The 22,359-nt window shown below is 71.3% G+C and carries 22 protein-coding genes and 1 riboswitch; of the genes, 11 read left to right on the top strand and 11 right to left on the bottom strand.

The features are described from left to right. Window positions 1–48 precede the first annotated feature (48 nt). The 3 genes from rsgA to ACGFYU_RS25935 are packed head-to-tail and all read right to left on the bottom strand — an operon-like array spanning window position 49 to window position 3,180. Complete coding sequence (gene rsgA, locus ACGFYU_RS25945; protein WP_393829720.1) at window positions 49–1,059, bottom strand: ribosome small subunit-dependent GTPase A; 1,011 nt, start codon at window positions 1,057–1,059, stop codon at window positions 49–51. 10 nt (window positions 1,060–1,069) lie between these two features. Next, entirely contained in the window at window positions 1,070–2,413 is a 1,344-nt protein-coding gene (aroA, locus tag ACGFYU_RS25940) for a 3-phosphoshikimate 1-carboxyvinyltransferase (RefSeq protein WP_393829719.1), read from the bottom strand. A 53-nt stretch (window positions 2,414–2,466) separates the two neighbouring features. Continuing rightward, on the bottom strand, window positions 2,467–3,180 hold the full coding sequence (locus ACGFYU_RS25935) for a M50 family metallopeptidase (RefSeq protein ID WP_393829718.1): 714 nt from the start codon (window positions 3,178–3,180) through the stop codon (window positions 2,467–2,469). 53 nt (window positions 3,181–3,233) lie between these two features. Between ACGFYU_RS25935 and ACGFYU_RS25930 the strand changes: the two genes are divergently transcribed. The 8 genes from ACGFYU_RS25930 to def all read left to right on the top strand — a co-directional run bounded on the left by ACGFYU_RS25930 (window position 3,234) and on the right by def (window position 10,756). Beyond that, entirely contained in the window at window positions 3,234–4,052 is an 819-nt protein-coding gene (locus ACGFYU_RS25930) for an SOS response-associated peptidase (protein WP_393829717.1), read from the top strand. Window positions 4,053–4,077: 25 nt separating this feature from the next. Then, window positions 4,078–4,716 carry an alpha/beta family hydrolase gene (locus ACGFYU_RS25925; RefSeq protein ID WP_393829716.1) on the top strand — a complete coding sequence of 213 codons (639 nt, stop codon included), beginning with the start codon at window positions 4,078–4,080 and terminating at the stop codon, window positions 4,714–4,716. A gap of 334 nt (window positions 4,717–5,050) precedes the next feature. Then, window positions 5,051–5,695 carry a sigma-70 family RNA polymerase sigma factor gene (locus tag ACGFYU_RS25920; protein ID WP_030709911.1) on the top strand — a complete coding sequence of 215 codons (645 nt, stop codon included), beginning with the start codon at window positions 5,051–5,053 and terminating at the stop codon, window positions 5,693–5,695. Next, window positions 5,692–5,997, top strand: coding sequence for a mycothiol system anti-sigma-R factor (rsrA, locus tag ACGFYU_RS25915; RefSeq protein ID WP_385171360.1), 306 nt, complete (start codon window positions 5,692–5,694; stop codon window positions 5,995–5,997). Before ACGFYU_RS25920 ends, rsrA begins: the two co-directional genes overlap by 4 nt. A 192-nt stretch (window positions 5,998–6,189) precedes the next feature. After that, window positions 6,190–7,656: an HD-GYP domain-containing protein gene (locus tag ACGFYU_RS25910; protein WP_393829715.1), complete on the top strand. Its 1,467-nt coding sequence runs from the start codon at window positions 6,190–6,192 to the stop codon at window positions 7,654–7,656. Beyond that, complete coding sequence (locus ACGFYU_RS25905; RefSeq protein WP_393829714.1) at window positions 7,653–8,915, top strand: HD-GYP domain-containing protein; 1,263 nt, start codon at window positions 7,653–7,655, stop codon at window positions 8,913–8,915. The genes ACGFYU_RS25910 and ACGFYU_RS25905 overlap by 4 nt, the downstream gene beginning before the upstream one ends. A gap of 130 nt (window positions 8,916–9,045) precedes the next feature. After that, window positions 9,046–10,041, top strand: coding sequence for a tetratricopeptide repeat protein (locus tag ACGFYU_RS25900; RefSeq protein ID WP_393829713.1), 996 nt, complete (start codon window positions 9,046–9,048; stop codon window positions 10,039–10,041). 82 nt (window positions 10,042–10,123) lie between these two features. Then, a complete protein-coding gene (gene def, locus ACGFYU_RS25895; RefSeq protein ID WP_393829712.1) occupies window positions 10,124–10,756 on the top strand; it encodes a peptide deformylase in 633 nt (210 codons plus the stop codon). An 85-nt stretch (window positions 10,757–10,841) separates the two neighbouring features. On the opposite strand, the gene ACGFYU_RS25890 is transcribed toward def, so the two are convergent. Next, entirely contained in the window at window positions 10,842–11,042 is a 201-nt protein-coding gene (locus ACGFYU_RS25890; RefSeq protein ID WP_393829711.1) for a hypothetical protein, read from the bottom strand. Window positions 11,043–11,191: 149 nt separating this feature from the next. After that, a complete protein-coding gene (locus ACGFYU_RS25885; RefSeq protein WP_393829710.1) occupies window positions 11,192–12,163 on the bottom strand; it encodes a helix-turn-helix domain-containing protein in 972 nt (323 codons plus the stop codon). A gap of 81 nt (window positions 12,164–12,244) precedes the next feature. On the opposite strand from ACGFYU_RS25885, the gene ACGFYU_RS25880 reads away from it, so the two are divergent. After that, window positions 12,245–12,445: a hypothetical protein gene (locus tag ACGFYU_RS25880; RefSeq protein WP_393829709.1), complete on the top strand. Its 201-nt coding sequence runs from the start codon at window positions 12,245–12,247 to the stop codon at window positions 12,443–12,445. Here ACGFYU_RS25880 and ACGFYU_RS25875 read toward each other — a convergent pair. From ACGFYU_RS25875 to ACGFYU_RS25865, 3 genes are all read right to left on the bottom strand, one after another. Beyond that, the gene (locus ACGFYU_RS25875; RefSeq protein ID WP_393829708.1) at window positions 12,397–13,413 is read right to left on the bottom strand and encodes a ribonucleotide-diphosphate reductase subunit beta; all 1,017 of its coding nucleotides are present in this window, start codon (window positions 13,411–13,413) and stop codon (window positions 12,397–12,399) included. The genes ACGFYU_RS25880 and ACGFYU_RS25875 overlap by 49 nt on opposite strands. Further along, complete coding sequence (locus ACGFYU_RS25870) at window positions 13,413–15,788, bottom strand: ribonucleoside-diphosphate reductase subunit alpha (protein WP_393829707.1); 2,376 nt, start codon at window positions 15,786–15,788, stop codon at window positions 13,413–13,415. Before ACGFYU_RS25870 ends, ACGFYU_RS25875 begins: the two co-directional genes overlap by 1 nt. Window positions 15,789–15,928: 140 nt before the next feature. After that, window positions 15,929–16,060: riboswitch (cobalamin riboswitch) on the bottom strand. 44 nt (window positions 16,061–16,104) lie between these two features. Beyond that, window positions 16,105–16,605 (bottom strand): GNAT family N-acetyltransferase, encoded by a 501-nt coding sequence (locus tag ACGFYU_RS25865; RefSeq protein ID WP_393829706.1) that lies wholly within the window; start codon window positions 16,603–16,605, stop codon window positions 16,105–16,107. A gap of 78 nt (window positions 16,606–16,683) precedes the next feature. Here ACGFYU_RS25865 and ACGFYU_RS25860 point away from each other — a divergent pair, with 78 nt between their 5' ends. Next, on the top strand, window positions 16,684–17,268 hold the full coding sequence (locus ACGFYU_RS25860; protein ID WP_393829705.1) for a Uma2 family endonuclease: 585 nt from the start codon (window positions 16,684–16,686) through the stop codon (window positions 17,266–17,268). Between the two features lie 54 nt (window positions 17,269–17,322). Here ACGFYU_RS25860 and ACGFYU_RS25855 read toward each other — a convergent pair whose 3' ends face one another. The 3 genes from ACGFYU_RS25855 to ACGFYU_RS25845 form a co-directional block, all read right to left on the bottom strand. Continuing rightward, window positions 17,323–17,517, bottom strand: a complete 195-nt coding sequence (locus tag ACGFYU_RS25855) for a CstA-like transporter-associated (seleno)protein (protein WP_393829704.1) — start codon at window positions 17,515–17,517, stop codon at window positions 17,323–17,325. After that, complete coding sequence (locus ACGFYU_RS25850) at window positions 17,517–19,736, bottom strand: carbon starvation CstA family protein (protein ID WP_393829703.1); 2,220 nt, start codon at window positions 19,734–19,736, stop codon at window positions 17,517–17,519. Before ACGFYU_RS25850 ends, ACGFYU_RS25855 begins: the two co-directional genes overlap by 1 nt. A gap of 104 nt (window positions 19,737–19,840) precedes the next feature. Next, window positions 19,841–20,605: a GntR family transcriptional regulator gene (locus ACGFYU_RS25845; protein ID WP_362393062.1), complete on the bottom strand. Its 765-nt coding sequence runs from the start codon at window positions 20,603–20,605 to the stop codon at window positions 19,841–19,843. 292 nt (window positions 20,606–20,897) lie between these two features. Between ACGFYU_RS25845 and ACGFYU_RS25840 the strand changes: the two genes are divergently transcribed. Then, window positions 20,898–22,184 carry an extracellular solute-binding protein gene (locus ACGFYU_RS25840; RefSeq protein ID WP_393829702.1) on the top strand — a complete coding sequence of 429 codons (1,287 nt, stop codon included), beginning with the start codon at window positions 20,898–20,900 and terminating at the stop codon, window positions 22,182–22,184. Window positions 22,185–22,359 lie beyond the last annotated feature (175 nt).

The following is a 22,359-nucleotide window of genomic DNA, read 5'->3' as shown; positions in this document are numbered from 1 at the left end:
TTACCAGACATGGCGTGCGGCAAACCCGCCGGGCGATCAGCGGGCCGATCAGTCGCCTTCGCGGCGCTCCCGCGTGCCCAGCAGCCGCCGCAGCGAATACAGCCGCGCCGGATCCGCGTGGCCGTCCTCCACCCACGTGTCGAGCGCGCAGTCCGGCTCGTCGTGGCTGCACGCCCGCGGGCACTCCTCCGTACCCGGCACGAGGTCCGGGAAGGCCAGGATCACCCGGGACGGGTCCACGTGGTGCAGGCCGAAGGAACGCACGCCCGGGGTGTCGATGACCCAGCCGTCCCCGGAGGGCAGCGGCAGCGCGAGCGCCGAGGTCGTGGTGTGCCGGCCGCGGCCGGTCACCGCGTTGACGTGGCCCGTGGCACGCTGGCGGCCCTCGGCCACCAGCGAGTTCACCAGGGTGGTCTTGCCGACGCCCGAGTGGCCGACGAAGGCGGTGATACGGCCCGTCAGCCGCTCGCGTACCCGCTCGGCCGCGTCGCCCGTCGCGAGCTCCTCGCGGTTGGTCACCACGTAGTTCAGGCCGAGCGTCGAGTAGATCTCCAGGATCTTGTCCGCGGAGGTCAGGTCGGACTTGGTGAGCACCAGCAGCGGCTCCAGCCCGGCGTCGTACGCCGCCACCAGGCAGCGGTCGATCATCCGGGGCCGCGGCTCCGGGTCGGCCAGGGCCGTGACGATGGCCAGCTGGTCCGCGTTGGCGACGACCACCCGCTCGTACGGGTCGTCGTCGTCGGCGGTGCGCCGCAGGACGGACTTGCGCTCCTCGATCCGCACGATGCGGGCGAGGGTGTCCTTCTTGCCGGACAGGTCACCGACGATCCAGACCCGGTCCCCGACCACCGCCGCCTTGCGGCCCAGCTCGCGGGCCTTCATGGCGGTGACCGTGCGGTCCTCGACCAGGCAGGTCAGCCGGCCGCGGTCCACGGTGAGGACGAAGCCCTCCGAGGCGTCCTCGTGCTTGGGCCGGATGTTCGTCCTGGCCCGGTTGCCCTTGGGGTTGGGGCGCTGCCGGATGTCGTCCTCGTCGGTGTGCTTGCCGTACCTGCGCATGACGGGGCCCCTACGCTCCCGCTCCCGTTCCGGCGAGCATGTCTGTCCACATCTTGGGGAAGTCCGGCAGGGTCTTCGCGGTCGTCGCCACGTTCTCGATCCGCACGCCCTCGACCGCCAGGCCGATCACCGCTCCCGCGGTGGCCATCCGGTGGTCGTCGTACGTGTGGAACGTGCCGCCGTGCAGCGGGCGCGGCCGGATGTGCAGGCCGTCCTCGGTCTCGGTGACATCGCCGCCGAGGCCGTTGATCTCGGCGGTCAGCGCGGCCAGCCGGTCCGTCTCGTGCAGCCGCAGGTGCGCGACCCCGCGCAGCACCGACTCCGAGTCGGCCAGGGCCGCCACCGCGGCGATGCCCGGGGTGAGCTCGCCGACCTCGCTCAGGTCCACGTCGATGCCGTGGATCTTGCCGGTGCCGGTGAAGACCAGACCGGCGTCGGTCAGCTCGCAGGAGCCGCCCATCTCGGTGAAGATCCGGCGCAGCGCGTCACCGGGCTGCGTGGTGCGGCGCGGCCAGTCCGGGATGGTGACCGTGCCGCCGGTGATCAGCGCCGCGGCCATGAAGGGCTGGGCGTTGGAGAGGTCGGGCTCGACGACCATGTCGCGGCCCAGCAGCGCGCCCGGCGCCACCCGCCACACGTCCTTCTCGCCGCCCGCCTCGGGGGTGTCGACCTGGGCGCCCGCCGCGCGCAGCATCTCCACGGTCATCCGGATGTGCGGCATCGACGGCAGGTTGCCGCCCACGTGCCGGACCTCGACGCCCTGGTTGAAGCGCGGGGCCGACAGCAGCAGCGCCGAGACGAACTGCGAGGAGTTGGAGGCGTCGATCTCGACCGTGCCGCCCTCCAGGGCCCCGCCGCCCTGGACGGTCATGGGCAGCGCGCCCCGGCCGTCGTCGTCGATCCGGGCGCCGAGGGTGCGCAGGGCGGTGATGACCTGGCCGAGCGGGCGCTCGTAGGAGCGCGGGTCGCCGTCGAAGCGGATGTCGCCGTCGGCGAGGGTGGCCACGGGCGGCAGGAAGCGCATGACCGTGCCCGCGTTGCCGACGTCGACGGTGGCCGGGCCGTGCAGGGCGGCCGGGATGATCCGCCAGGCCTCGCCGCTGTCGCCGTCGGCGGAGCTGGAGGAGACGGTCTCCTCGATGCCGACGCCCAGCGCGCGCAGCGCGTCCGACATCAGCTGGGAGTCGCGCGAACGCAGCGGGCGGCGGACCCAGCCCGGCTCGGCGGCCAGCGCGGCGAGCACGAGGGCCCGGTTGGTGACCGATTTGGACCCCGGCACGGTGACGGTGGCGTGGACGGCTCCGTCCGCGAGCGGGGCGGGCCAGAGGGCGTGGAGCGCGGGGGTCTCGGTCATGGCCCCCACTTTAGTGGCTTCCCCCGACCCCAGATCTTGATCGCTGCGCCGTCTCAGAGGTCGAGAAGCCAGCGCCCGCCGCCCACCAGCGAACACAGCGCGACGACGTGGAACAGGAGCAGCCACACCACCGGGTGCACGTGGGTGAGCCGGCCCAGCTGGTCGGCATCGGAATCCGGCGCCCCGCCGTGCCGGCGCTTGGCCCCCAGCTCGAAGACCGGCCGGACCCCGCCCAGGAGCAGGAACCACACCACCCCGTACGCGAACACGGCCTGCACGTCCGCCGGGGCCAGCCAGGACACCAGGACGAACGCCGCGCCGGTCAGGACCACCGTGAGGACCCCGTACGCGTTCCGGATCATCACCAGCATCGCCAGCAGCAGGGCGGTCGCCGCCCACAGCAGCAGGGTGATCCGGTGCGCCGACAGCAGTGCCGCCCCGCCCAGCCCCAGCAGCGCGGGCGCCGTGTATCCGGCGGCGGCGGTCAGGATCATCCCGAGCCCGGTCGGCTTGCCGCGGCTGAGGGTGACCCCGCTGGTGTCCGAGTGCAGCCGGATGCCCTCGAGCTTCCGCCTGGTCAGCAGGGCCAGCAGGCCGTGCCCGCCCTCGTGCGCGATGGTGATCGCGTTCCGCGACACCCGCCACACCGGGCGGGGGGTCACGGCGGTGATCGCGACCAGCCCGGTCGCGATCACCAGCCACCGGTCGGGCGCTGCCTGTATACCCGTGAGCCGGTCCCACAGGCCGGACGCGGTGCTGATGTCCATAAGGTGGAGGACTCCTTGCGATGGGGGTCGGGGCTCATGGCAGTGTGGCAGCCATGTGCGGAAGGTATGCGGCGAGTCGCAAGCCCGAGGACCTGGTGGAGGCCTTCGGCATCGAGAGGTGGGAGCCGGAGGAGACGCTGGCCCCGGACTGGAACGTGGCGCCGACGAAGGAGGTCCACGTCGTCCTCGACCGTCCCCTGAAAGACGCCGCGGACCTGCGTCCGGTTCGCCAGCTGCGCGTCCTGAAATGGGGGCTCGTGCCCTCCTGGGCCGCCGACCCCTCAGGCGCCGCCCGGATGATCAACGCCCGCGCCGAGACCGTCGCCGAGAAGCCCTCCTTCCGCCGCCCCTTCGCAGAGCGCCGCTGCATCATCCCCGCCGACGGCTACTACGAGTGGGTCACCGCCCACGACGAACGTCAGCTGGAGGTGGAGGGCAAGAGGAAGCGGGCCCGCAAGCAGCCCTACTTCGTGCTCCCCTCCGACGGCTCCGTCTTCGCCATGGCCGGGATATACGAGTTCTGGCGCGACCGGACCGTGCCCGACGCCGACCCCCGCGCCTGGTGGGTGACCTGCTCGGTGATCACCACCGAGGCCGAGACCGGGCCGCTGGGCGTGGCCCCGGCCGAGGGGCCGCGCTCGCTGTCCGACATCCACCCGCGGATGCCGCTCATGCTGACCCCGGACCGCTGGGACGCCTGGCTGGACCCCGCGAACACCGACACCGAGGGCTCGCTGCGGGACCTGCTGGCACCCCCGCCGGGCGGGCTGATGCGGGCCTACCCGGTGTCCACCGCCGCGAGCAACGTACGGAACAACGGGCCGGAGCTGCTGGAGGAACTGGCCGCGCCGGAGGAGGGCACGCTGTTCTAGCCGGGCCACGGGGCACCATGGGGGCATGACCACGCGGACCGAGACGGTCGACACCCCGGCGGGCCAGGCCCGCATCACCTGGCACACCGCCCGCAAGGCGAGGCTCGTCCTGGCCGCGAGCCACGGCGCCGGCGGGGGCATCGAGGCCCGCGACCTGCAGGCACTGGCCGCCGCCCTGCCCGAGCGCGGGATCACCGTGGCGCTGGTCGAACAGCCGTGGCGGGTCGCCGGGAAGAAGGTCGCCGCCGCGCCCAAGGTGCTGGACGAGGGCTGGCGCGGGCTGTGGCCGGCCCTCGCCGAGCCCGGGCTGCCGGTGGTCGCGGGCGGGCGCAGCGCCGGGGCCCGGGTGGCCTGCCGCACCGCCGTCGAGCTGGGCGCGGCCGGGGTGCTGGCGCTGGCGTTCCCGCTGCACCCGCCGGGTCGGCCGGAGAAGTCCCGCGCCGAGGAACTGCTCGGCGCCGGGCGGCCCACCCTGGTGGTCCAGGGCGGCCGGGATCCCTTCGGGCGCCCCGAGGAGTTCCCGCAGGGCCCGTACGAGCTCGTGGAGGTCCCGTACGGCGACCACGGCTTCGCGGTGCCGAAGAAGGCCGAGCTCACCCAGGACGAGGCCCTCGGCCTGATCACCGAGGCGGTGGGGGAGTGGCTCGCGGGGCTCCCCGTATGACCGCGACCTGACAGATTCCGGCGGACCCGGCGGGCAGTGACGCGACTCACCCCGCTCCCGCGGCCCGACACGGGCCGAAAACCGCCGCTCCCGGGGGAATGCGCCGCCCGACCCTTCTGTTGTCCCGGATGTCGGTACGCACGGGAACTCGTCGGAGGAGAGGGAGCGCATGACCCAGGTCATCAGCCATAACCGTCCGCAGGCCGCTGACCTGGACTGGACGGTGCTGCCCGCCCCCAAGCGCAGCTCGCTTCGGGCGGCGGAGGGCCGGGATGGTCGACTATTCTCCGATTCGAGCGGATCCGCTTTCGGAGCCGCCACGCAGTCGGAGGAGGTGGGTCCTGTCGCTGGGACCGACGAAGGCCACGCGGAGGAGACGACCCCGGAGCGCAACGCGCGCTTCGAGCGGGACGCCCTCGGCTACCTCGACCAGATGTACTCGGCCGCGCTGCGCATGACGCGCAATCCGGCCGACGCCGAGGACCTGGTCCAGGAGACGTACGCGAAGGCATACGCGTCCTTCCACCAGTTCCGCGAGGGCACCAACCTGAAGGCGTGGCTGTACCGCATCCTGACCAACACCTTCATCAACTCCTACCGCAAGAAGCAGCGCGAGCCCCAGCGCAGTGCGGCGGAGGAGATCGAGGACTGGCAGCTGGCGCGCGCCGAGTCGCACATGTCGACCGGACTGCGTTCCGCCGAGTCGCAGGCGCTCGACCACCTGCCCGATTCCGACGTGAAGGAAGCTCTCCAGGCCATTCCGGAGGAGTTCCGCATCGCGGTCTATCTTGCCGACGTAGAGGGGTTTGCGTACAAGGAGATCGCGGACATCATGGGTACACCCATCGGTACGGTCATGTCGCGACTGCACCGTGGCCGCCGTCAACTCCGCGGAATGCTGGAGGACTATGCCCGTGAGCGCGGGCTGGTCCCCGCGGGCGCGGGAGAGTCGAACGACCGGAAAGGCTCGGGCTCATGAGTTGCGGAGAGCCGCACGAGACGGAGTGCTCTGAGGTCCTGGACCACCTTTACGAGTTCCTCGACCATGAGATGCCCGACAGTGACTGCACGAAGTTCGAGACCCATTTCGGCGAGTGCAACCCCTGTCTGGAGAAGTACGGCCTGGAGCAGGCCGTGAAGAAGCTGGTCAAGCGCTGCTGCGGGTCGGACGACGTGCCGAGCGACCTGCGGTCGAAGGTGATGGGCCGGATCGAGCTGATCCGGTCGGGGCAGGCCGTTCCCGATCATGACATCACCGCGGAGAACCCCGCGGCCGGTTGACGCGGCCACCGGAGCTTTGAACCACCGCCCCCGGACGGGTACTTCATTCACCCGAAGGTGCTAATCCGGGGGCGTCCGCATGCCGCAATGTGAAAATGTGGCCCACTTCGCAAGGGGCCCCACTTATTCTCCCCATTCGGTGCTGGTTTGATTCAGTACCTGGCGTGCACGGCACAGGGGGAGGAGAGCGCGATGCGGGTACTTCCGCCGGCGGCGCGCGGATACATCCTCTGCGCCGTCCTCGCCGCCCTCGCCTGCGTCACGCCTGCCCTCGCGGATTCCGGTACGCCCTGGGGGGCCGTGGCACTGCTGTCCCTGCTCTACCTCGGCTGCGAGCTCGTGAAGGTCTGCCCGCCGCTGGGCAGCCGCGTCCCCGAGGGCATCGGCTCCTTCTTCCCGGTGGTCCTGGCCGCCGTCTTCCTGCTGCCGCCCGCGGCCGCCGCGCTCGTGGCGCTGCCCGGGGGCCTGGCGGGGACCGTGGTCCAGCGGCCCGCCTGGGTGCGCCGCGTGTGGCACGCGGCGCAGCAGTCGATAGCCGCCTGGGCCGCGGGGCAGACCTACCGGCTGCTGAGGGGCCCGGCCGCGCTGGGCTCGCCCGGAGGAGGATCCGGGCCGCCCGCACCCGGTGAGCCGGCCGTCTGGTTGGCCGACTTCCCGTACGTGATGCTCCCCGCGGCGGCCGCGGCCGTCGCCTTCTGCCTCGTCCTCACCGCGCTCGACGGGGGCATCCTGGCCGCCGCCGAACGCCGGCCGGCCGCCACCGCCTGGCGCGGACTGCTCACCCGGTCCCTCGCCCCGCACTGCGTGCACGGCCTCGCCGGCCTGATGATGGCCGTCATGTGGCGCAGCCCGTACGGACTCCCGGCCGCACTGCTCGTCCTGCTGCCGATGTACATCTCCTGCTGGGTCTTCGCCCAGTACCACCACGAGCGCGCCGCCCACCGGGCCACCATCCGCGCCCTCGTCCAGGCCGTCGACATCAAGGACCGCTACACGCGCGGCCACAGCGAACGGGTCGGCCAGGCCTCCGCGATGATCGCCCGCGAGCTGGGCATGGCCGAGGACCGGCTCGAAGTGGTCCGCATCGCCGGGATCCTGCACGACGTCGGCAAACTCGGCGTCCCCACCCGGCTGCTGCGCAAGGACGGCCCCCTCACCCCCGAGGAGCGCCGGATCATCGAACTCCACCCCGAGTACGGGCACGAGATGGTGCGCGGCATCGGCTTCCTGGGCGAGGCCCGGTCCGCGATCCTGCACCACCACGAGCGGGTCGACGGCTCCGGCTACCCGTACGGGCTGACCGGCGACCAGATCCCGGTGCTGGCCCGGGTGGTGGCGGTGGCCGACGCCTTCGACGCCATGACCTCCACCCGCTCGTACAGCAGGGCCCGGCCGGTCGCGGTCGCCCTGGCCGAGCTGGAGCGGTGTGCGGGGGCGCAGTTCGACCCCGCCATGGTGGGGGCCCTGGCCGGGGCCATCGGGCGGCACGGCTGGCATCCGGTGGTCACCTCGGACGAGGACCTCCAGGTGATCGGTCCGTCGACGCTGCCCGCGCTGCCGGGACAGGGCTCCCGCCAGTCGGCCCCCGCCCAGGCCGCCCCAGGAGAAAGGGTTCGCCCCGGCGGGGACGGCGGCGGCGCGGCGGGGGGCGGGGCGTGAGGGGGATCGCCACCTGGAGCGTGCGCGGTGCGGCCGGGCTGCTCACCGTCGTCGGCCTGGGCCACACCCTGTGGAACGGCATCGTCGAACCCGGCATCGCCCTGGCCTTCGGCACCCTGATCACCCTCGGCGAGTTCGCCCGCCGCGCGGAAGGCGGCGACCGCCGGCACGCCCCGCTCGGCTCCGCCGGCGCCCTCGCCTACGCCCTGCTCGGCCAGAACGCCGGGCAGCCCACCCACCACGGCGTCCTCCAGATCGTCGCCGTCGTCGTCGCGGCCGCCCTCGCCGGGATCGTCCCGCACGTCGCCCGCGGCCGCGGTCCCGCCGTCGACCACGTCGCCCGCCGGGTCCTGACCGTCACCTTCGCCGCCGTCTGCTTCCAGCCGCTCTACAACTCCGGCCGACTGGAGGACCGGGTCGGCCAGGGCCCGTACCTCGTCCTCTTCCTGCTCTGCCTCCTCGGCCTCACCGCCCTGTGCGACGCCGTGCTCGCCGCGGCCCTGGCCGGCGCCCGGACCGGCTGGCCGTACGGGCCGCTGCTGCGCGACGAACTGCGCTCCCAGCTCGGCATCGGCTCCGCGATCTGCGCCACCGGCGTCGTGATGGCTCTCGGCGTGGCCGTCGCCGGACTGTGGGCCCTGCCCGTCTTCTGCGTGCCCCTGCTGCTGACCCAGATGTCCTTCCACCGGATCACCGCGATCCGCACCACCTACCGCCAGACCATCACCTCCCTGGCCCGCGCCACCGAGATCGCCGGCTACACCCCGCCCGGCCACTCCCGCCGGGTCGCCGCCCTGAGCTGCGCCGTCGGCCGGGAGCTGGGCCTGTCGGAGCGGGAGCTCACGGTGCTGGAGTACGCCGCCCTGATGCACGACATCGGGCAGCTCTCCCTCGTCGACCCGGTGCCGGCCGGCGCCACCGCCGAGCTGCCCGCCGCCGAGGCCCGCCGGATCGCCGAGCTCGGCGGGGAGGTGGCCCGCCAGACCGGGGTGCCCGCCGAGGTCGCCGTGGTCGTGGAGCGGCAGGCGGACCCTTATCGGGAGCAGCCCGTCGCCGCCCGCATCGTGCGCACGGTCAACGCGTACGAGGACCTCACCGGGCACGCCGGCGCAAGCCCTCACCCGGGCGGCTCACTGGCCGCCCTGGAACGCCTCCGCCTGGGCACCGGGCACGACTACCAGCCGGAGGTCGTGGAGTGCCTGGCGAGGGTTCTGGCCAGGGGCGGACGTGACAGAGTGGTGCCCGTCCCACCTGGGTAACCCATGGGTAATGAGCGGCCGTCCGAGTGGGCATGGTTGGATGCCAGTAAGAGGGACCGTAGGAGTGTCAGCAAGGCTGCACCGTAGCCCCCAGCCACCGCTGGGAGGTGCCCCCAGGCAGGCGGGAATCGTGAGGATCTTCGGGAAGGTACGGCATCGGCCCTCCGCCTCGTGGCGGCAGGCCACCGACCGCGCGTTCACGCTGATCGGCGACGGGCGGTACGAGGACGCGGGCGCGCTCCTGACCAGAGCCGCGGACCTGGAACCCTGGCTGTCCGAGTCCTGGTTCAACCTGGCGCTGCTGCACAAGTTCCGCCACGACTGGGAGCAGGCGCGGGCCGCCGGACTGCGCGCCGTGGCCCTGCTCGACCGCGAGACGGGCGCCCCGGACTGGTGGAACGTCGGCATCGCCGCCACCGCGCTCCAGGACTGGCCGCTGGCCCGGCGGGCCTGGCAGGCGTACGGGCTGAGGGTGCCCGGGGACCCGCACGGCGCGGGTGGCAACGGCGAACCGGTGGGCATGGAGCTCGGCAGCGCGGCCGTACGGCTGTCGCCCGAGGGCGAGGCCGAGGTGGTCTGGGGCCGCCGGCTGGACCCGGCACGGCTGGAGGTCCTGTCGATCCCGCTGCCCTCCTCGGGGCGACGCTGGGGCGAGGTCGTGCTGCACGACGGGGTCCCGCACGGCGAGCGGATCACCGCGGCCGGACCCTCGTACCCCGTCTTCGACGAGATCGAGCTGTGGGCGCCCTCGCCGGTGCCGACCTGGGTGGTGCTGCTGGAGGCGGCCACCGAGGCGGACCGCGACGCGCTGGAGCAGCTGGCCTCCGACGCGGGATTCGCAGCCGAGGACTGGTCCTCGTCGGTACGGCTGCTGTGCCGGACCTGCTCGGAGAGCGAGATGCCCAGCGACGAGGGCGACGGGGAGCACCTGGACCCGCACGACCACAGCGAGCCGGGGCATCCCGGACCGCTGGGGCACCGCACGGCCGGCTCCGGCTCGCTGTGGGTGCCGGAGCGTGAGTGCGGGATCGCCGCGCCGGCCGGTCTGGTGCGAGGGCTGCTCGACGGATGGGTCGCCGACAGCCCGGACAGCCGCGAGTGGCGGGATCTCGAAGAAGTCTGCTGAGCCGGGCCGTAGGCTGTACGGGCACGTCGGTGGCCATTGGCGACCACCGGTGACTTGGACTTACGGAAGGCGTACGGCGGACATGTCGCAGGAGAACGAGGTAGTCGAGGTCGTGAACGACGGGTACGTCGTGGACACGGAGGACTGCGCGGAGCGCGAGCTCGCCCACCGTGAGCGCGGCACCGCCCGCCCGATCACCGTCGTCGGCAACCCGGTCCTGCACAGCGAGTGCAAGGACGTCACCGAGTTCGGCGACGAGCTGGCGCAGCTGATCGACGACATGTTCGCCAGCCAGAAGGCCGCCGAGGGCGTGGGCCTGGCCGCGAACCAGATCGGCGTGGACGCCAAGGTCTTCGTCTACGACTGCCCGGACGACGACGGCGTGCGGCACACCGGTGTCGTGGTCAACCCGAAGCTCGTGGAGCTTCCGGCGGGCGCGCGGGTGCTGGACGACTCCAACGAGGGCTGCCTGTCGGTCCCGACCGCCTACGCCTCGCTGGCCCGCCCGGACTACGCCGAGGTCGAGGGCCAGGACGCCCAGGGCAACCCGATCAAGGTGCGCGGCACCGGCTACTTCGCGCGCTGCCTCCAGCACGAGACCGACCACCTGTACGGCTACCTGTACATCGACCGGCTCTCGAAGCGGGACCGCAAGGACGCCCTGCGGCAGATGGAAGAAGGCACCCCGCGCTACGAGACGGTCCCGAACGCCTGATCCCGCGCGCCCTGTGGCCCGGTGCGCACACGGAAGGGCCCCGCTCCGGATCGGAGCGGGGCCCTTCCGTGTGGAGGCGCCGGGACTACTTGGGCGCCACGCCCCAGCCGCTGTCGGCGGGCGCGGAGCCCCAGCCGGAGTCGGCGGGCTTGGCGTTCCAGCCGCTGCCGGCCGGCGCGGAGCCCCAGCCGGAGTCCGCCGAGGCGGTGGCGGCCGCACCACCGACGAGCAGAACGGCGAACGCGGCGGCGGTGACGAGGCGCGAGGTGCGGGAGATGCGGGACATACAGGCCCCCCTGGGCTGTGGTGAGCGGTGTCCGACCGGGCGCTGTGCGGGGCGGTCAGGCCAGGCGTCATCACGTTACGACACCATTCGACTACAGAGGGGGTTGGTTTGGGTCAAGTGTTCTACGATTCTCGGCCAGTCGGTTCCGCTCAGGCCACGGCGGCCCCCGGCCCGCGGAAGGTGCGCCTGAAGGTGTTCGGGGTGGTGCCGAGCGTGCGCAGGAAATGGTGGCGCAGCGCCGCCGCGTTCCCGAAACCGCAGCGGCCCGCGATCGCGTCGACCGTCTCGTCGGTGGACTCCAGCAACTCCTGGGCCAGCAGCACCCGCTGGCGCAGCACCCACTGGTAGGGGGTGGTGCCGGTCTCCTGGAGGAAGCGCCGGGCGAAGGTGCGCGGGGACATGTGCGCGCGCTCCGCGAGCTGCTCGACGGTGATCTCCTCGTCCAGGTGCCGGGCCATCCACCCGATCACCTCGCCCACCGTGTCGCAGGCCGTACGGGGCAGCGGGCGCTGGATGTACTGGGCCTGCCCGCCGTCCCGGTGCGGCGGTACGACCATCCGCCGCGCGATGGTGTTCGCGACCTCGGCCCCGTGCTCCTGGCGGACCACGTGCAGGCAGGCGTCGATGCCGGAGGCGGTGCCGGCCGAGGTGACCACCTGGCCCTCGTCCACGTACAGCACGTCGGGGTCGACCAGGGCGCGCGGGTAGCGGCGCGCCAGGGTGGGGGCGTGCATCCAGTGGGTGGTGCACCGCCGCCCGTCCAACAGCCCGGCCGCGCCGAGGACGAAGGCCCCGCTGCACACGCTGAGCACCCGCGCGCCCCGGTCGACGCCCCGGCGCAGGGCGTCGAGGAGCGGCTCGGGGTACTCCCGTACGGGCGCCTGCCGGTCGGCGGGCAGGCAGATCAGATCGGCCTCGTCCAGCCGCTCCAGCCCGTGCGCCGGCTGCACGGTGAAGCCGACGTCGGCCATGGTCAGCGGCCCTTCCTCGGCCGCGCACACGGCGAAGTCGTACACGGGCAGCCCCTGCTCGCTCCGGTCGATCCCGAAGACCTCGCAGAAGATCCCGAACTCGAAGGGCGCCACTCCGTTGACGAGCGCCACCGCCACGTTGGTCAGCATGACCCCAGTGTGGCAGTAATTCGATGATCCATGACAGTCCTGCCACTGTCCGGTTTTCGTCCCCCCGGCGATCGTGGACCCATGAGCACATTCCTGAGCTACCTCACGGTCCTCGCCCTCGCCACCCTCCTCCTGGCCCCCGCCCTGTACGGCCTCGCCCGCGACCGCCGAATCGACCGCCGGCTGCGCGAGGCAGCCGACGGCCGATCCGGTCGGACGCTACGGACGGCGCCTCAGAAGTCCTCGTCCAGGTCGACGGTGCCCTCGACCGCGACCTGGTAGGCCGACGGGCGGCGCTCGAAGAAGTTGGTCAGCTCCTGGACGCCCTGGAGCTCCATGAAGGAGAACGGGTTCTGCGAGCCGTACACCGGCGGGAAGCCGAGGCGGACCAGGCGCTGGTCCGCGACGCACTCCAGGTACTCGCGCATCGACTCGGTGTTCATGCCCGGCAGGCCGTCACCGCACAGGTCGCGGCCGAACTGCAGCTCCGCCTCCACGGCCTCCTTCAGCATGTCGGTGACCTGCTGCTGGAGGGCGTCGTCGAAGAGCTCGGGCTCTTCCTTGCGGACGGTGTCCACGACCTCGAACGCGAAGTTCATGTGCATGGTTTCGTCCCGGAAGACCCAGTTTGTCCCCGTGGCCAGGCCGTGCAGCAGGCCGCGCGAGCGGAACCAGTAGACGTACGCGAAGGCGCCGTAGAAGAACAGGCCCTCGATGCACGCCGCGAAGCAGATCAGGTTCAGCAGGAAGCGGCGGCGGTCGGCCTGGGTCTCCAGGCGGTCGATCTTCTCGACCGAGTCCATCCACTTGAAGCAGAACTGTGCCTTCTCGCGGATCGAGGGGATGTTCTCGACCGCGTCGAAGGCCGCCGCGCGGTCCTCCGGGTCGGGCAGGTAGGTGTCGAGCAGCGTCAGGTAGAACTGGACGTGCACGGCCTCCTCGAACAGCTGGCGCGACAGGTACAGGCGCGCCTCCGGGGAGTTGATGTGCTTGTACAGGGTCAGGACGAGGTTGTTCGCGACGATCGAGTCGCCCGTCGCGAAGAAGGCGACCAGACGGCCGATCATGTGCTGCTCGGCCGGCGTCAGCTTCGCGAGGTCGGCGACGTCCGAGTGGAGGTCGACCTCCTCCACCGTCCAGGTGTTCTTGATCGCGTCGCGGTAGCGCTCGTAGAAGTCCGGGTAGCGCATCGGGCGGAGCGTGAGCTCGAAGCCCGGGTCCAGGAGGTTCTTCTTGTCGGTGGAGCTCATTACTGGCAGGCCTCGCAGGACTCGGGGTTCTCAAGGGAGCAGGCCAGCGCCTCGGCGTCGACGGCCTGCGGGAGGGCCACCGGGGTGGCGGCCTGCGCGGCGCGGGCGATCTTCGTAGCCGGGCGCGAGCGCAGGTAGTACGTGGTCTTCAGGCCCTGCTTCCAGGCGTACGCGTACATCGAGCTGAGCTTCCCGATGGTCGGCGTCTCCATGAAGAGGTTGAGGGACTGGCTCTGGTCCAGGAACGGCGTACGGGCCGCCGCCATGTCGATCAGGCCGCGCTGCGGGATCTCCCACGCCGTGCGGTACAGCTCGCGCACCTCGGCCGGGATCCAGCCGAAGCCCTGCACCGAGCCGGAGGAGTCGCGCAGCGCCTCGCGGGTCTGCGCGTCCCACACGCCGAGCTGCTTCAGCTCCTCCACCAGGTAGCCGTTGACCTGGAGGAACTCACCGCTCAGCGTCTCGCGCTTGAAGAGGTTGGAGACCTGCGGCTCGATGCACTCGTACACGCCCGCGATCGAGGCGATCGTCGCGGTCGGGGCGATGGCGAGGAGCAGGGAGTTGCGCATGCCGGTCTCGGCGATGCGGGCGCGCAGGGCGTCCCAACGCTCGGGCCAGTGCAGGGTCACGTCGTAGTGGTCGGGGTGCAGTACGCCCTGGGCGGTGCGGGTCTCGGCCCAGGCCGGGAGCGGGCCGCCGCGCTCGGCGAGGTCGCAGGAGGCCTCGTACGCGGCCAGCATGATCCGCTCGGAGATCTTCGTCGACAGGGCCTTCGCCTCGGGGGAGTCGAAGGGGAGCCGCAGCTTGAAGAAGACGTCCTGGAGGCCCATCGCGCCCAGGCCCACCGGACGCCACTTGGCGTTGGAGCGGCCGGCCTGCTCGGTCGGGTAGAAGTTGATGTCCACGACGCGGTCGAGGAAGGTGACCGCCGTGCGGACGGTCTCGTCCAGGCGCTCCCAGTCCAGCTCCCCGTCGGCCACGAAGGCGCCCAGGTTGACCGAGCCGAGGTTGCAGACGGCGGTCTCGCCGTCGTTGGTGACCTCGATGATCTCGGTGCAGAGGTTGGAGGAGTGGACCACCGTGCCGGGCAGCGCGGTCTGGTTCGCGGTCCGGTTGGAGGCGTCCTTGAAGGTCATCCAGCCCTGGCCGGTCTGCGCGAGGGTGCGCATCATGCGGCCGTACAGGTCGCGGGCCGGCATGGTCTTCTTCGCGAGCCCGGCCGCCTCGGCCTTGACGTAGGCGGCGTCGAAGTCCGCGCCGTACAGGTCGACCAGCTCGGGGACGTCGGCCGGGGAGAACAGCGACCAGTCGGCGTCGGCGTTCACGCGGCGCATGAACTCGTCCGGGATCCAGTGGGCGAGGTTCAGGTTGTGCGTGCGGCGCTGGTCCTCGCCGGTGTTGTCGCGGAGCTCCAGGAACTCCTCGATGTCCGCGTGCCAGGTCTCCAGGTAGACGGCGGCGGCGCCCTTGCGGCGGCCGCCCTGGTTCACGGCGGCGACGGAGGCGTCGAGGGTCTTCAGGAACGGCACGATGCCGTTGGAGTGGCCGTTCGTACCGCGGATCAGCGAACCGCGGGCGCGGATGCGGGAGTACGAGAGGCCGATGCCGCCGGCGTGCTTGGAGAGGCGGGCGACCTGGTGGTAGCGGTCGTAGATCGAGTCGAGCTCGTCCAGCGGGGAGTCCAGCAGGTAGCAGGAGGACATCTGCGGGTGCCGGGTGCCGGAGTTGAAGAGCGTGGGGGAGGACGGCAGGTAGTCGAGGCGGCTCATCAGCCGGTAGAGGGAGGCGACTTCCTCGACGGCGCGCACGCTCTCGTCCTCCGCGAGGCCGCAGGCCACGCGCAGCATGAAGTACTGCGGGGTCTCGATGACCTGGCGGGTGATCGGGTGGCGCAGCAGGTAGCGGCTGTGCAGGGTGCGCAGGCCGAAGAAGCCGAAGCGGTCGTCGGCGCCCTCGGCGAGGGTGTGCTCCACCAGCGCGTCGAGGCGGCTCGCGTGGATCCGTACGAACTCGGCCGTGCGGTCGGCGATGAGGCCCTCGCGGTGGCCGACCTCGACGGAGGTGGAGAAGGAGGTGGCACCCTGGCCCGCGGCCTCGTCGGCCACGGCCAGCGTCAGCAGCCGGGCGGCGAGCTTGGAGTACGCCGGGTCCTCGGAGATCAGGCCGGCGGCGGACTCGGTGGCCAGCCCGCGCAGTTCGGCCTCGTCGGCGGCGGAGCTGCGGCCGCGCAGCGCGGCGGCGGCCACCCGGCCGGGGTCGGTGTCGGGGAGGTCGGCCGTCAGCTCGGTGAGGGTACGCAGCAGCGTGGCCCCCGGGCCCTCGGTGTTGTCGCCAGAAGTGGACTCGGCGCGCGGTGCGGAAGGCGCGATGGTCACGGCGGGAGCTCTCCCTCGCTCGGCCCGGCGTCGGTGGGCAGGGCACGGGGAGGCGCATGCGGGCGTGGCAGGTACGCGTACACCGCATGGCGTCCACCGGCCCAACCGCGAGGCCCGGACGTATCGGCACCCGGTTCGGTCGAGCCGGGCGCACCGTCGGCAGGTCTTCGGACTTGCGAGTACACCGATGGGTGTACTTCATACCGTTGCGGGACAGTTCCGGATTCACACCGGATTCCCCTGCGGCGACAGCGAGCATGAGCATACATGTGGGGGCCGCCTCGTGTGTGACCCCCTAGATGTTGTGTCGCCGCGGCTACAGTTCGAGACCGTACGTAAGCAGAGTGAGGCCGGGGAAGGGCTCCCAGTCCCGCGCGGGGGTCCGTACGAAGCCGAGGCGTTCGTAGATCCGGTGGGCGGCCGGCATGTCGTCCGACGTGGACAGCACGAGGTGCCGTACGCCGTCGAGGGCCCGGGCGCGGTCGATGCAGGCCCGCACGAGCGCCTCGCCGGCCCCCTGCCCGCGGCCCTCCCGGGCGACGGCCAGCATCCGGAACTCCGCCTCTCCCTCCCCGGCGATGTCGCAGTACGCGCTGCCTGGCGGGGCGAAGGCCACACCGCCGAGCAGCCGGCCGTCGCTGCGCGCGGCGACGAGTATCTCGCTGTGGGCGGCCCGCCCGGCCACGTCCCGCAGCCGGGCGAGGTACGGGTCCTCCTCGCCGTAGGTGAGCAGCCCGTCCCCGAGGTAGGCCCGCGCGGTGATCTCCCCGAGCTCCTCGTATTCCTCCGGCAGCGCTTCCCTGATCACGATGTCCATGCGGTCGAGTGTGCCGGACGCCTGTCGGTGCCCGGCGCTATCGTCGGAGACAGCACCGTCGAGGAAGGCGAGCGAGGCATGAGCGTCATGACCGAACGTCCCCACCTGTCGACCGAGTCCTTCGAGCACCTGGCCCGCATAGCCGCCCGCGAGGAAGAGGGGCTGCGACTGGAATTCATCGGTGGGGTGCTGAGGAGCAAGGCCATGCCAGACGGGGACCACGGGCGGATCATCGTGTGGCTGTCCCGGATCTGTATGCAGCACCACCCGGACTTCTGGCTGCACCAAGGGCAGGGGATCAAGGCGGAACAGTACCGGGAGGGCCGCGCGATTCCGGACGGGGTTCTGGCGCACGAGGACGCGTTCGTCGGGCAGGGTGACTGGGCGGAACCGGGCCCGATCCTGATGGCCGTCGAGGTGACCTCGTGGGACTCCGACACCGAGCAGCGTGACCGGGTCGAGAAGCCGCGCGCTTATGCGGAGACCGGCATCCCCGTCTACCTGCTCATCGACCGGCTCAAGTGCCAGGTGCTCGTCCACAGCGACCCGGACGGCGGCCGCTACGAGACCGTGCGCACCGTTCCCTTCGGCAGGGAGGTCAAGCTTCCCGACCCCGTCGGCATCACCCTCCAGACCGAGCGCCTCAAGGACTGGGTGCGCTGACCCCGCACGCGCCGAAGGGCCCCGCCGGGGAACGGCGGGGCCCTTCGTACGTGTTCAGCAGCAGCGGAAGCCCTCGCGGGGGTCCGCCTCGCGCGAGTCCGTGCGGGCCCGTTCGAAGGCGCGCCGGGTCAGGACCTCGGCGGCCGGGTCGTGGGAGCGGGCGTGGGCGACGTAGCGGTCGTACGCCGCCTCGCCCGAGAACTCCCGTACGTAGTACCGGGCCCGCGCCAGCGCGCTGCGCACGCTCATCAGGCCACCGGCTCCTTCGGGCGCCCGCCGCCCGAGTCGAGGCCCGCCGTGGCGAGCTCCGCCCGCTCCTCGGCGGTCGGGATCAGCCCGGCCGGGGCGATGATCTTCGACTCGGTCCACGGGACCTCGGAGAGCTTCACGGACTCGGGGCTGCTGATGGCCTTGAAGCAGGTCCGGGCCGCGTCCGCCAGCACGATGATGATCAGGAGCGCGAACAGCGCGGACAGCGCGCCGTCCACCGTGGCGTTGGTGACCACGGTGTGCATGTCGTCCATGTTCTTCGCGGGCGGCAGCACCTTCCCCGCGTCGATCCCGCTCTGGTACTTGTCGCGCTGGGCGAAGAAGCCGACCTTCACGTCCTCCGAGAAGATCTTCTGGTAGCTCGCGGTGAGCGTGACGGCCACGTCCCACGCCAGCGGAACGCCCGTCACCCAGGCCCACTTCAGCCGGCCGGACTTGACCAGCAGCGTGGTGCAGACGGCCAGGGCCACGGCCGCGAGCAGCTGGTTCGCGATGCCGAACAGCGGGAAGAGCTGGTTGATGCCGCCCAGCGGGTCCTTGATGCCGACCCACAGGAAGTAGCCCCAGCCGCCGACGACGATGGCGCTCGCCAGCCAGACGCCCGGCTTCCAGCTGACGTTCTTGAAGGACTTGTGCACGTTGCCGAGGGTGTCCTGGAGCATGAACCGCCCGACGCGGGTGCCCGCGTCGACCGTCGTCAGGATGAACAGCGCCTCGAACATGATGGCGAAGTGGTACCAGAAGGCCTTCATGCCGGCGCCGCCGATGACGGCCGAGAAGATCTCCGACATTCCGAGTGCGAAGGTCGGCGCGCCGCCCGTACGGGACAGCAGGCTGGCCTCCTCGACGTCCTTGGCGGCCTGCGCGAGGGCGTCCGGGGTGATGGCGAAGCCGAAGTTGGTCACCGCCGCGGAAGCCGTCTCGACCGTGGTGCCGATGACCCCGCCGGGGGAGTTCACGGCGAAGAAGAGCCCGGGCTCGATGATGGTGGCCGCGATCATCGCCATGATGGCGACGAAGGACTCGGTGAGCATGGCGCCGTAGCCGATGACCCGGACCTGGGTCTCCTTCTGGATCATCTTCGGGGTGGTGCCCGAGGAGACCAGCGAGTGGAAGCCGGACAGGGCGCCGCACGCGATGGTGATGAAGACGAACGGGAACATCGAGCCGGCGAAGACCGGGCCGTCGCCGCGGGTCGCGAAGTCGGTGACCGCGGGCATCTTCAGGGTCGGCATCGCGATGACCACGCCCACGGCGAGCAGGGCGATGGTGCCGACCTTCATGAAGGTGGAGAGGTAGTCGCGGGGCGCGAGCAGCATCCACACCGGCAGCACCGAGGCGACGAAGCCGTACGCGATCATCCAGATGACCAGCGTCTCCTTCTCCAGCGTGAAGGTGTCGGCGAGGGAGGACTCGGCGACCCAGCCGCCCGCGACGATGGCGAGCAGCAGCAGCGCGACGCCTATCACCGAGACCTCGGTGACCCGGCCCGGCCGCAGCACGCGGAGGTAGAAGCCCATGAAGAGGGCGATCGGGATGGTCATGCCGATGGAGAAGACGCCCCACGGGGAGTGCGCGAGGGCGTTCACGATGACCAGTGCCAGCACCGCCAGCAGGATGATCATGATGGCGAACACGGCGACCAGGGCGGCGGCTCCGCCCACGGGGCCGATCTCGTCCCGCGCCATCTGGCCGAGCGAACGCCCGTCACGGCGGGTGGAGAAGAACAGGGTGACCATGTCCTGGACGGCGCCCGCGAAGATCACACCGACGACGATCCAGATGGTGCCCGGCAGGTAGCCCATCTGCGCGGCGAGCACGGGCCCGACGAGCGGGCCGGCGCCGGCGACGGCGGCGAAGTGGTGGCCGAAGAGCACCCGCCGGTCGGTGGGGTGGAAGTCGACACCGTTGTCCAGGCGTTCGGCCGGGGTGGCCCGCGTCTTGTCCACCTTCAGGACGCGGTGGGCGATGAAGCGCGCGTAGAAGCGGTAGCCGATCGCGTACGAGCCCAGCGCGGCGGCGAGCAGCCAGGCGGCCGAGATCTCCTCGCCGCGCGAGAGGGCCAGGACGCCCCAGCCGATGGCCCCGACGAGTCCGACGAGCACCCACACGGCGATGGACTTCGGCGAAGGCGAGCCCGGCCTGCTGCCCGGACTCGCCGTGTCCCGTTCTGTACCAGTAACTTGTGGTTCCGCCATGGCTCTCGTCCCCTCGTTGATCACTGCGTGAGCGCAGGGAATCTACGGGGGATCGCCCGGTGAACGTAAGACCCCGTCCGTATTCCGGTATGCGGGAACGAGTGCTAGACCGCAGGTCGCTTGAGCCTGGCCACGAACTTGTAGCGGTCGCCGCGGTACACCGACCGCACCCATTCCACCGGCTCCCCGTCGGCGTCCAGCGAGTGCCGGGAGAGCATCAGCATCGGCAGGCCGACGTCGGTGCCGAGCAGGCCGGCCTCGCGCGGGGTGGCCAGCGAGGTCTCGATGGTCTCCTCGGCCTCGGCGAGGTGGACGTCGTACACCTCGGCGAGGGCGGTGTAGAGGGAGGTGTACTTGACCAGCGAACGGCGCAGGGCCGGGAAGCGCTTGGCCGAAAGGTGGGTGGTCTCGATGGCCATCGGCTCTCCGCTCGCCAGCCGCAGCCGCTCGATGCGCAGGACCCGTCCGCCGGTGTTGATCTTGAGTAGCCCGGCGAGGGTGTCGTCGGCCGTCACGTAGCCGATGTCGAGCAGCTGGGAGGTCGGCTCCAGCCCCTGGGCCCGCATGTCCTCGGTGTACGAGGTGAGTTGGAGCGCCTGGGAGACCTTGGGCTTGGCGACGAAGGTGCCTTTGCCCTGAATTCGTTCCAGTCGTCCCTCTACGACCAGTTCCTGGAGGGCCTGGCGGACGGTGGTCCGCGAGGTGTCGAATTCGGCCGCGAGCGTCCGCTCCGGCGGCACCGGGGTGCCGGGCGGCAGGGTTTCGGTCATGTCGAGCAAGTGCCGCTTGAGTCGGTAGTACTTGGGAACGCGCGCCGTGCGAGTGGCTGCCCCGCCTTCCGGCTCCGTGATCGCCCCTTCGGTGGCCATCGCCGCCCGCCTTCCCGACTCCAGTTTCGCTGCCGTCACCGGCTCCTCCGATATGTGCGGTCACATCGTGACACGTACGGGGGGACAGGCCTTCTCTCTGTCCAGGTGTCGGTCCGATAACGGACCGAGCACCCGCTCATTAGACCCTTGACACCCCCAAAGGTCTAGGCCAAGCTCCAGCTACTGGTCTAAACCAATATGGATCAGATCCCGGCCCCACGGGCAGTACTTGGTACGTACGTCACCGCGGCGGGCGAGGGAAGTTGCAGGCAGCATCCCTGAGGAGGGTGGCGTGAAGCGCAAGCTCATTGCGGCGGTCGGTGTCGTGGGCATGATGGTCGGAGTCGCGGCGTGCGGCAACGGCGGCGACGACAAGCCGAAGGCCGACGCGTCGGGTGGCGCCAAGGAGATCACCGTCTGGGTGATGGACGGCTCCGCACCGAAGGCCTGGATCGACGAGGTCAACAAGGAGTTCTCGGCCAAGCACCCCGGTGTGACGGTCAAGGTCGAGGAGCAGAAGTGGACCGGCATCCAGGAGAAGGTCACCACGGCCCTCTCCGAGAACACCCCGCCGGACGTCCTTGAGCTCGGCAACACCCAGACCGCCGGCTACGCGGTCACCGGCGGCCTCGCCGACCTGACGAAGGACAAGGCCAAGCTCGGCGCCGACGCCTGGGCGAAGGGCATGCTCGCCTCCGCCGAGATCGACGGCAAGCTCTACTCCGCCCCCTGGTACGCCGCCAACCGCGTCGTCGTCTACGACAAGAAGGCCTTCGAGAAGGCTGGCGTCACCCCGCCGAAGACCCGCGACGAGTGGGTGGCCGGCCTGGAGAAGCTGAAGGCGGCCGACCCGGCCACTCAGCCGATCTACCTCCCCGGCCAGAGCTGGTACGTCCTCGCCGGCCTCATCTGGGACGAGGGCGGCGACCTCGCCGTCAAGGACGGCGGCAAGTGGAAGGGTGGCCTCGGCACCCCGCAGGCCGCCTCCGCCATGGAGTTCTACAAGAAGCTGCAGTCCTTCTCCACGGCCCCCAAGGACAAGGACGAGGCCACCCCGCAGCAGTCCACCGACATCGTCCCCAAGGGCGGCGTCGCCTCCTGGATCGGTCTCGGCTGGGAGGCCGGCGGTGCGGAGAAGGCCCTGAAGGACGCGGGCAAGGAGGCCGACTTCGGCTACTTCCCGATCCCGGGCAAGACCGCCGACAAGCCCGGCACCGTCTTCCTCGGCGGCTCGAACCTCGCCGTGGCCGAGCGCTCCAAGAACAAGGAGCTCGCCAAGGAGTGGCTGGCCCTCGCCACCGGCAAGGACCAGATGACGAAGTACGCGGCCGAGGTCAAGGGCGCGCTGCTCCCGAACCAGACCGCCGCCAACTTCGCCCCGGCCGCGGGCTCCTTCGCCGAGGCGATGGCCAAGGCCGGCGCCAACGGCAAGATCACCCCGGTCACCGCGGGATGGGCGAACGTCGAGACGGAGCCCAACCCGATCAAGGAGTTCATGACCAAGGTCCTGAAGGGTGAGGACGCCGCCAAGGCGGGCGCGGACGCGGACAAGGAAATCGCGAACCGCATCAACAAGTAACAGCCCCATCCGGCAGTACCCGCACAGCCCAGCAGTGTGAACGCACCGGGGGGCGCGGTGGGGGGGGCGCCGCCCCCCCCCCCCCCCCGCGCGCCATTTTAACCCCACTCAAACCCCAGGGAGCCAACCCCAGACCCGGCCCACCCCCGGGGCGCCCACCCGCCCACCACCAGTA

The sequence above is a fragment of the Streptomyces sp. NPDC048337 genome, from assembly GCF_043201175.1.
GTDB lineage: Bacteria > Actinomycetota > Actinomycetes > Streptomycetales > Streptomycetaceae > Streptomyces.
Note: the sequence above shows the minus strand (reverse complement) of the source record. Positions and strands in the feature narration are given on the sequence as shown.

Bases quoted from the DNA above. Each gene is read 5' to 3' on its own strand.
- rsgA (WP_393829720.1), bottom strand. From the start codon at position 1,059: ATGCGCAGGTACGGCAAGCACACCGACGAGGACGACATCCGGCAGCGC.
- aroA (WP_393829719.1), bottom strand. From the start codon at position 2,413: ATGACCGAGACCCCCGCGCTCCACGCCCTCTGGCCCGCCCCGCTCGCG.
- ACGFYU_RS25935 (WP_393829718.1), bottom strand. From the start codon at position 3,180: ATGGACATCAGCACCGCGTCCGGCCTGTGGGACCGGCTCACGGGTATA.
- ACGFYU_RS25930 (WP_393829717.1), top strand. From the start codon at position 3,234: ATGTGCGGAAGGTATGCGGCGAGTCGCAAGCCCGAGGACCTGGTGGAG.
- ACGFYU_RS25925 (WP_393829716.1), top strand. From the start codon at position 4,078: ATGACCACGCGGACCGAGACGGTCGACACCCCGGCGGGCCAGGCCCGC.
- rsrA (WP_385171360.1), top strand. From the start codon at position 5,692: ATGAGTTGCGGAGAGCCGCACGAGACGGAGTGCTCTGAGGTCCTGGAC.
- ACGFYU_RS25910 (WP_393829715.1), top strand. From the start codon at position 6,190: ATGCGGGTACTTCCGCCGGCGGCGCGCGGATACATCCTCTGCGCCGTC.
- def (WP_393829712.1), top strand. From the start codon at position 10,124: ATGTCGCAGGAGAACGAGGTAGTCGAGGTCGTGAACGACGGGTACGTC.
- ACGFYU_RS25890 (WP_393829711.1), bottom strand. From the start codon at position 11,042: ATGTCCCGCATCTCCCGCACCTCGCGCCTCGTCACCGCCGCCGCGTTC.
- ACGFYU_RS25885 (WP_393829710.1), bottom strand. From the start codon at position 12,163: ATGCTGACCAACGTGGCGGTGGCGCTCGTCAACGGAGTGGCGCCCTTC.
- ACGFYU_RS25880 (WP_393829709.1), top strand. From the start codon at position 12,245: ATGAGCACATTCCTGAGCTACCTCACGGTCCTCGCCCTCGCCACCCTC.
- ACGFYU_RS25875 (WP_393829708.1), bottom strand. From the start codon at position 13,413: ATGAGCTCCACCGACAAGAAGAACCTCCTGGACCCGGGCTTCGAGCTC.
- ACGFYU_RS25865 (WP_393829706.1), bottom strand. From the start codon at position 16,605: ATGGACATCGTGATCAGGGAAGCGCTGCCGGAGGAATACGAGGAGCTC.
- ACGFYU_RS25860 (WP_393829705.1), top strand. From the start codon at position 16,684: ATGAGCGTCATGACCGAACGTCCCCACCTGTCGACCGAGTCCTTCGAG.
- ACGFYU_RS25855 (WP_393829704.1), bottom strand. From the start codon at position 17,517: ATGAGCGTGCGCAGCGCGCTGGCGCGGGCCCGGTACTACGTACGGGAG.
- ACGFYU_RS25850 (WP_393829703.1), bottom strand. From the start codon at position 19,736: ATGGCGGAACCACAAGTTACTGGTACAGAACGGGACACGGCGAGTCCG.
- ACGFYU_RS25845 (WP_362393062.1), bottom strand. From the start codon at position 20,605: ATGGCCACCGAAGGGGCGATCACGGAGCCGGAAGGCGGGGCAGCCACT.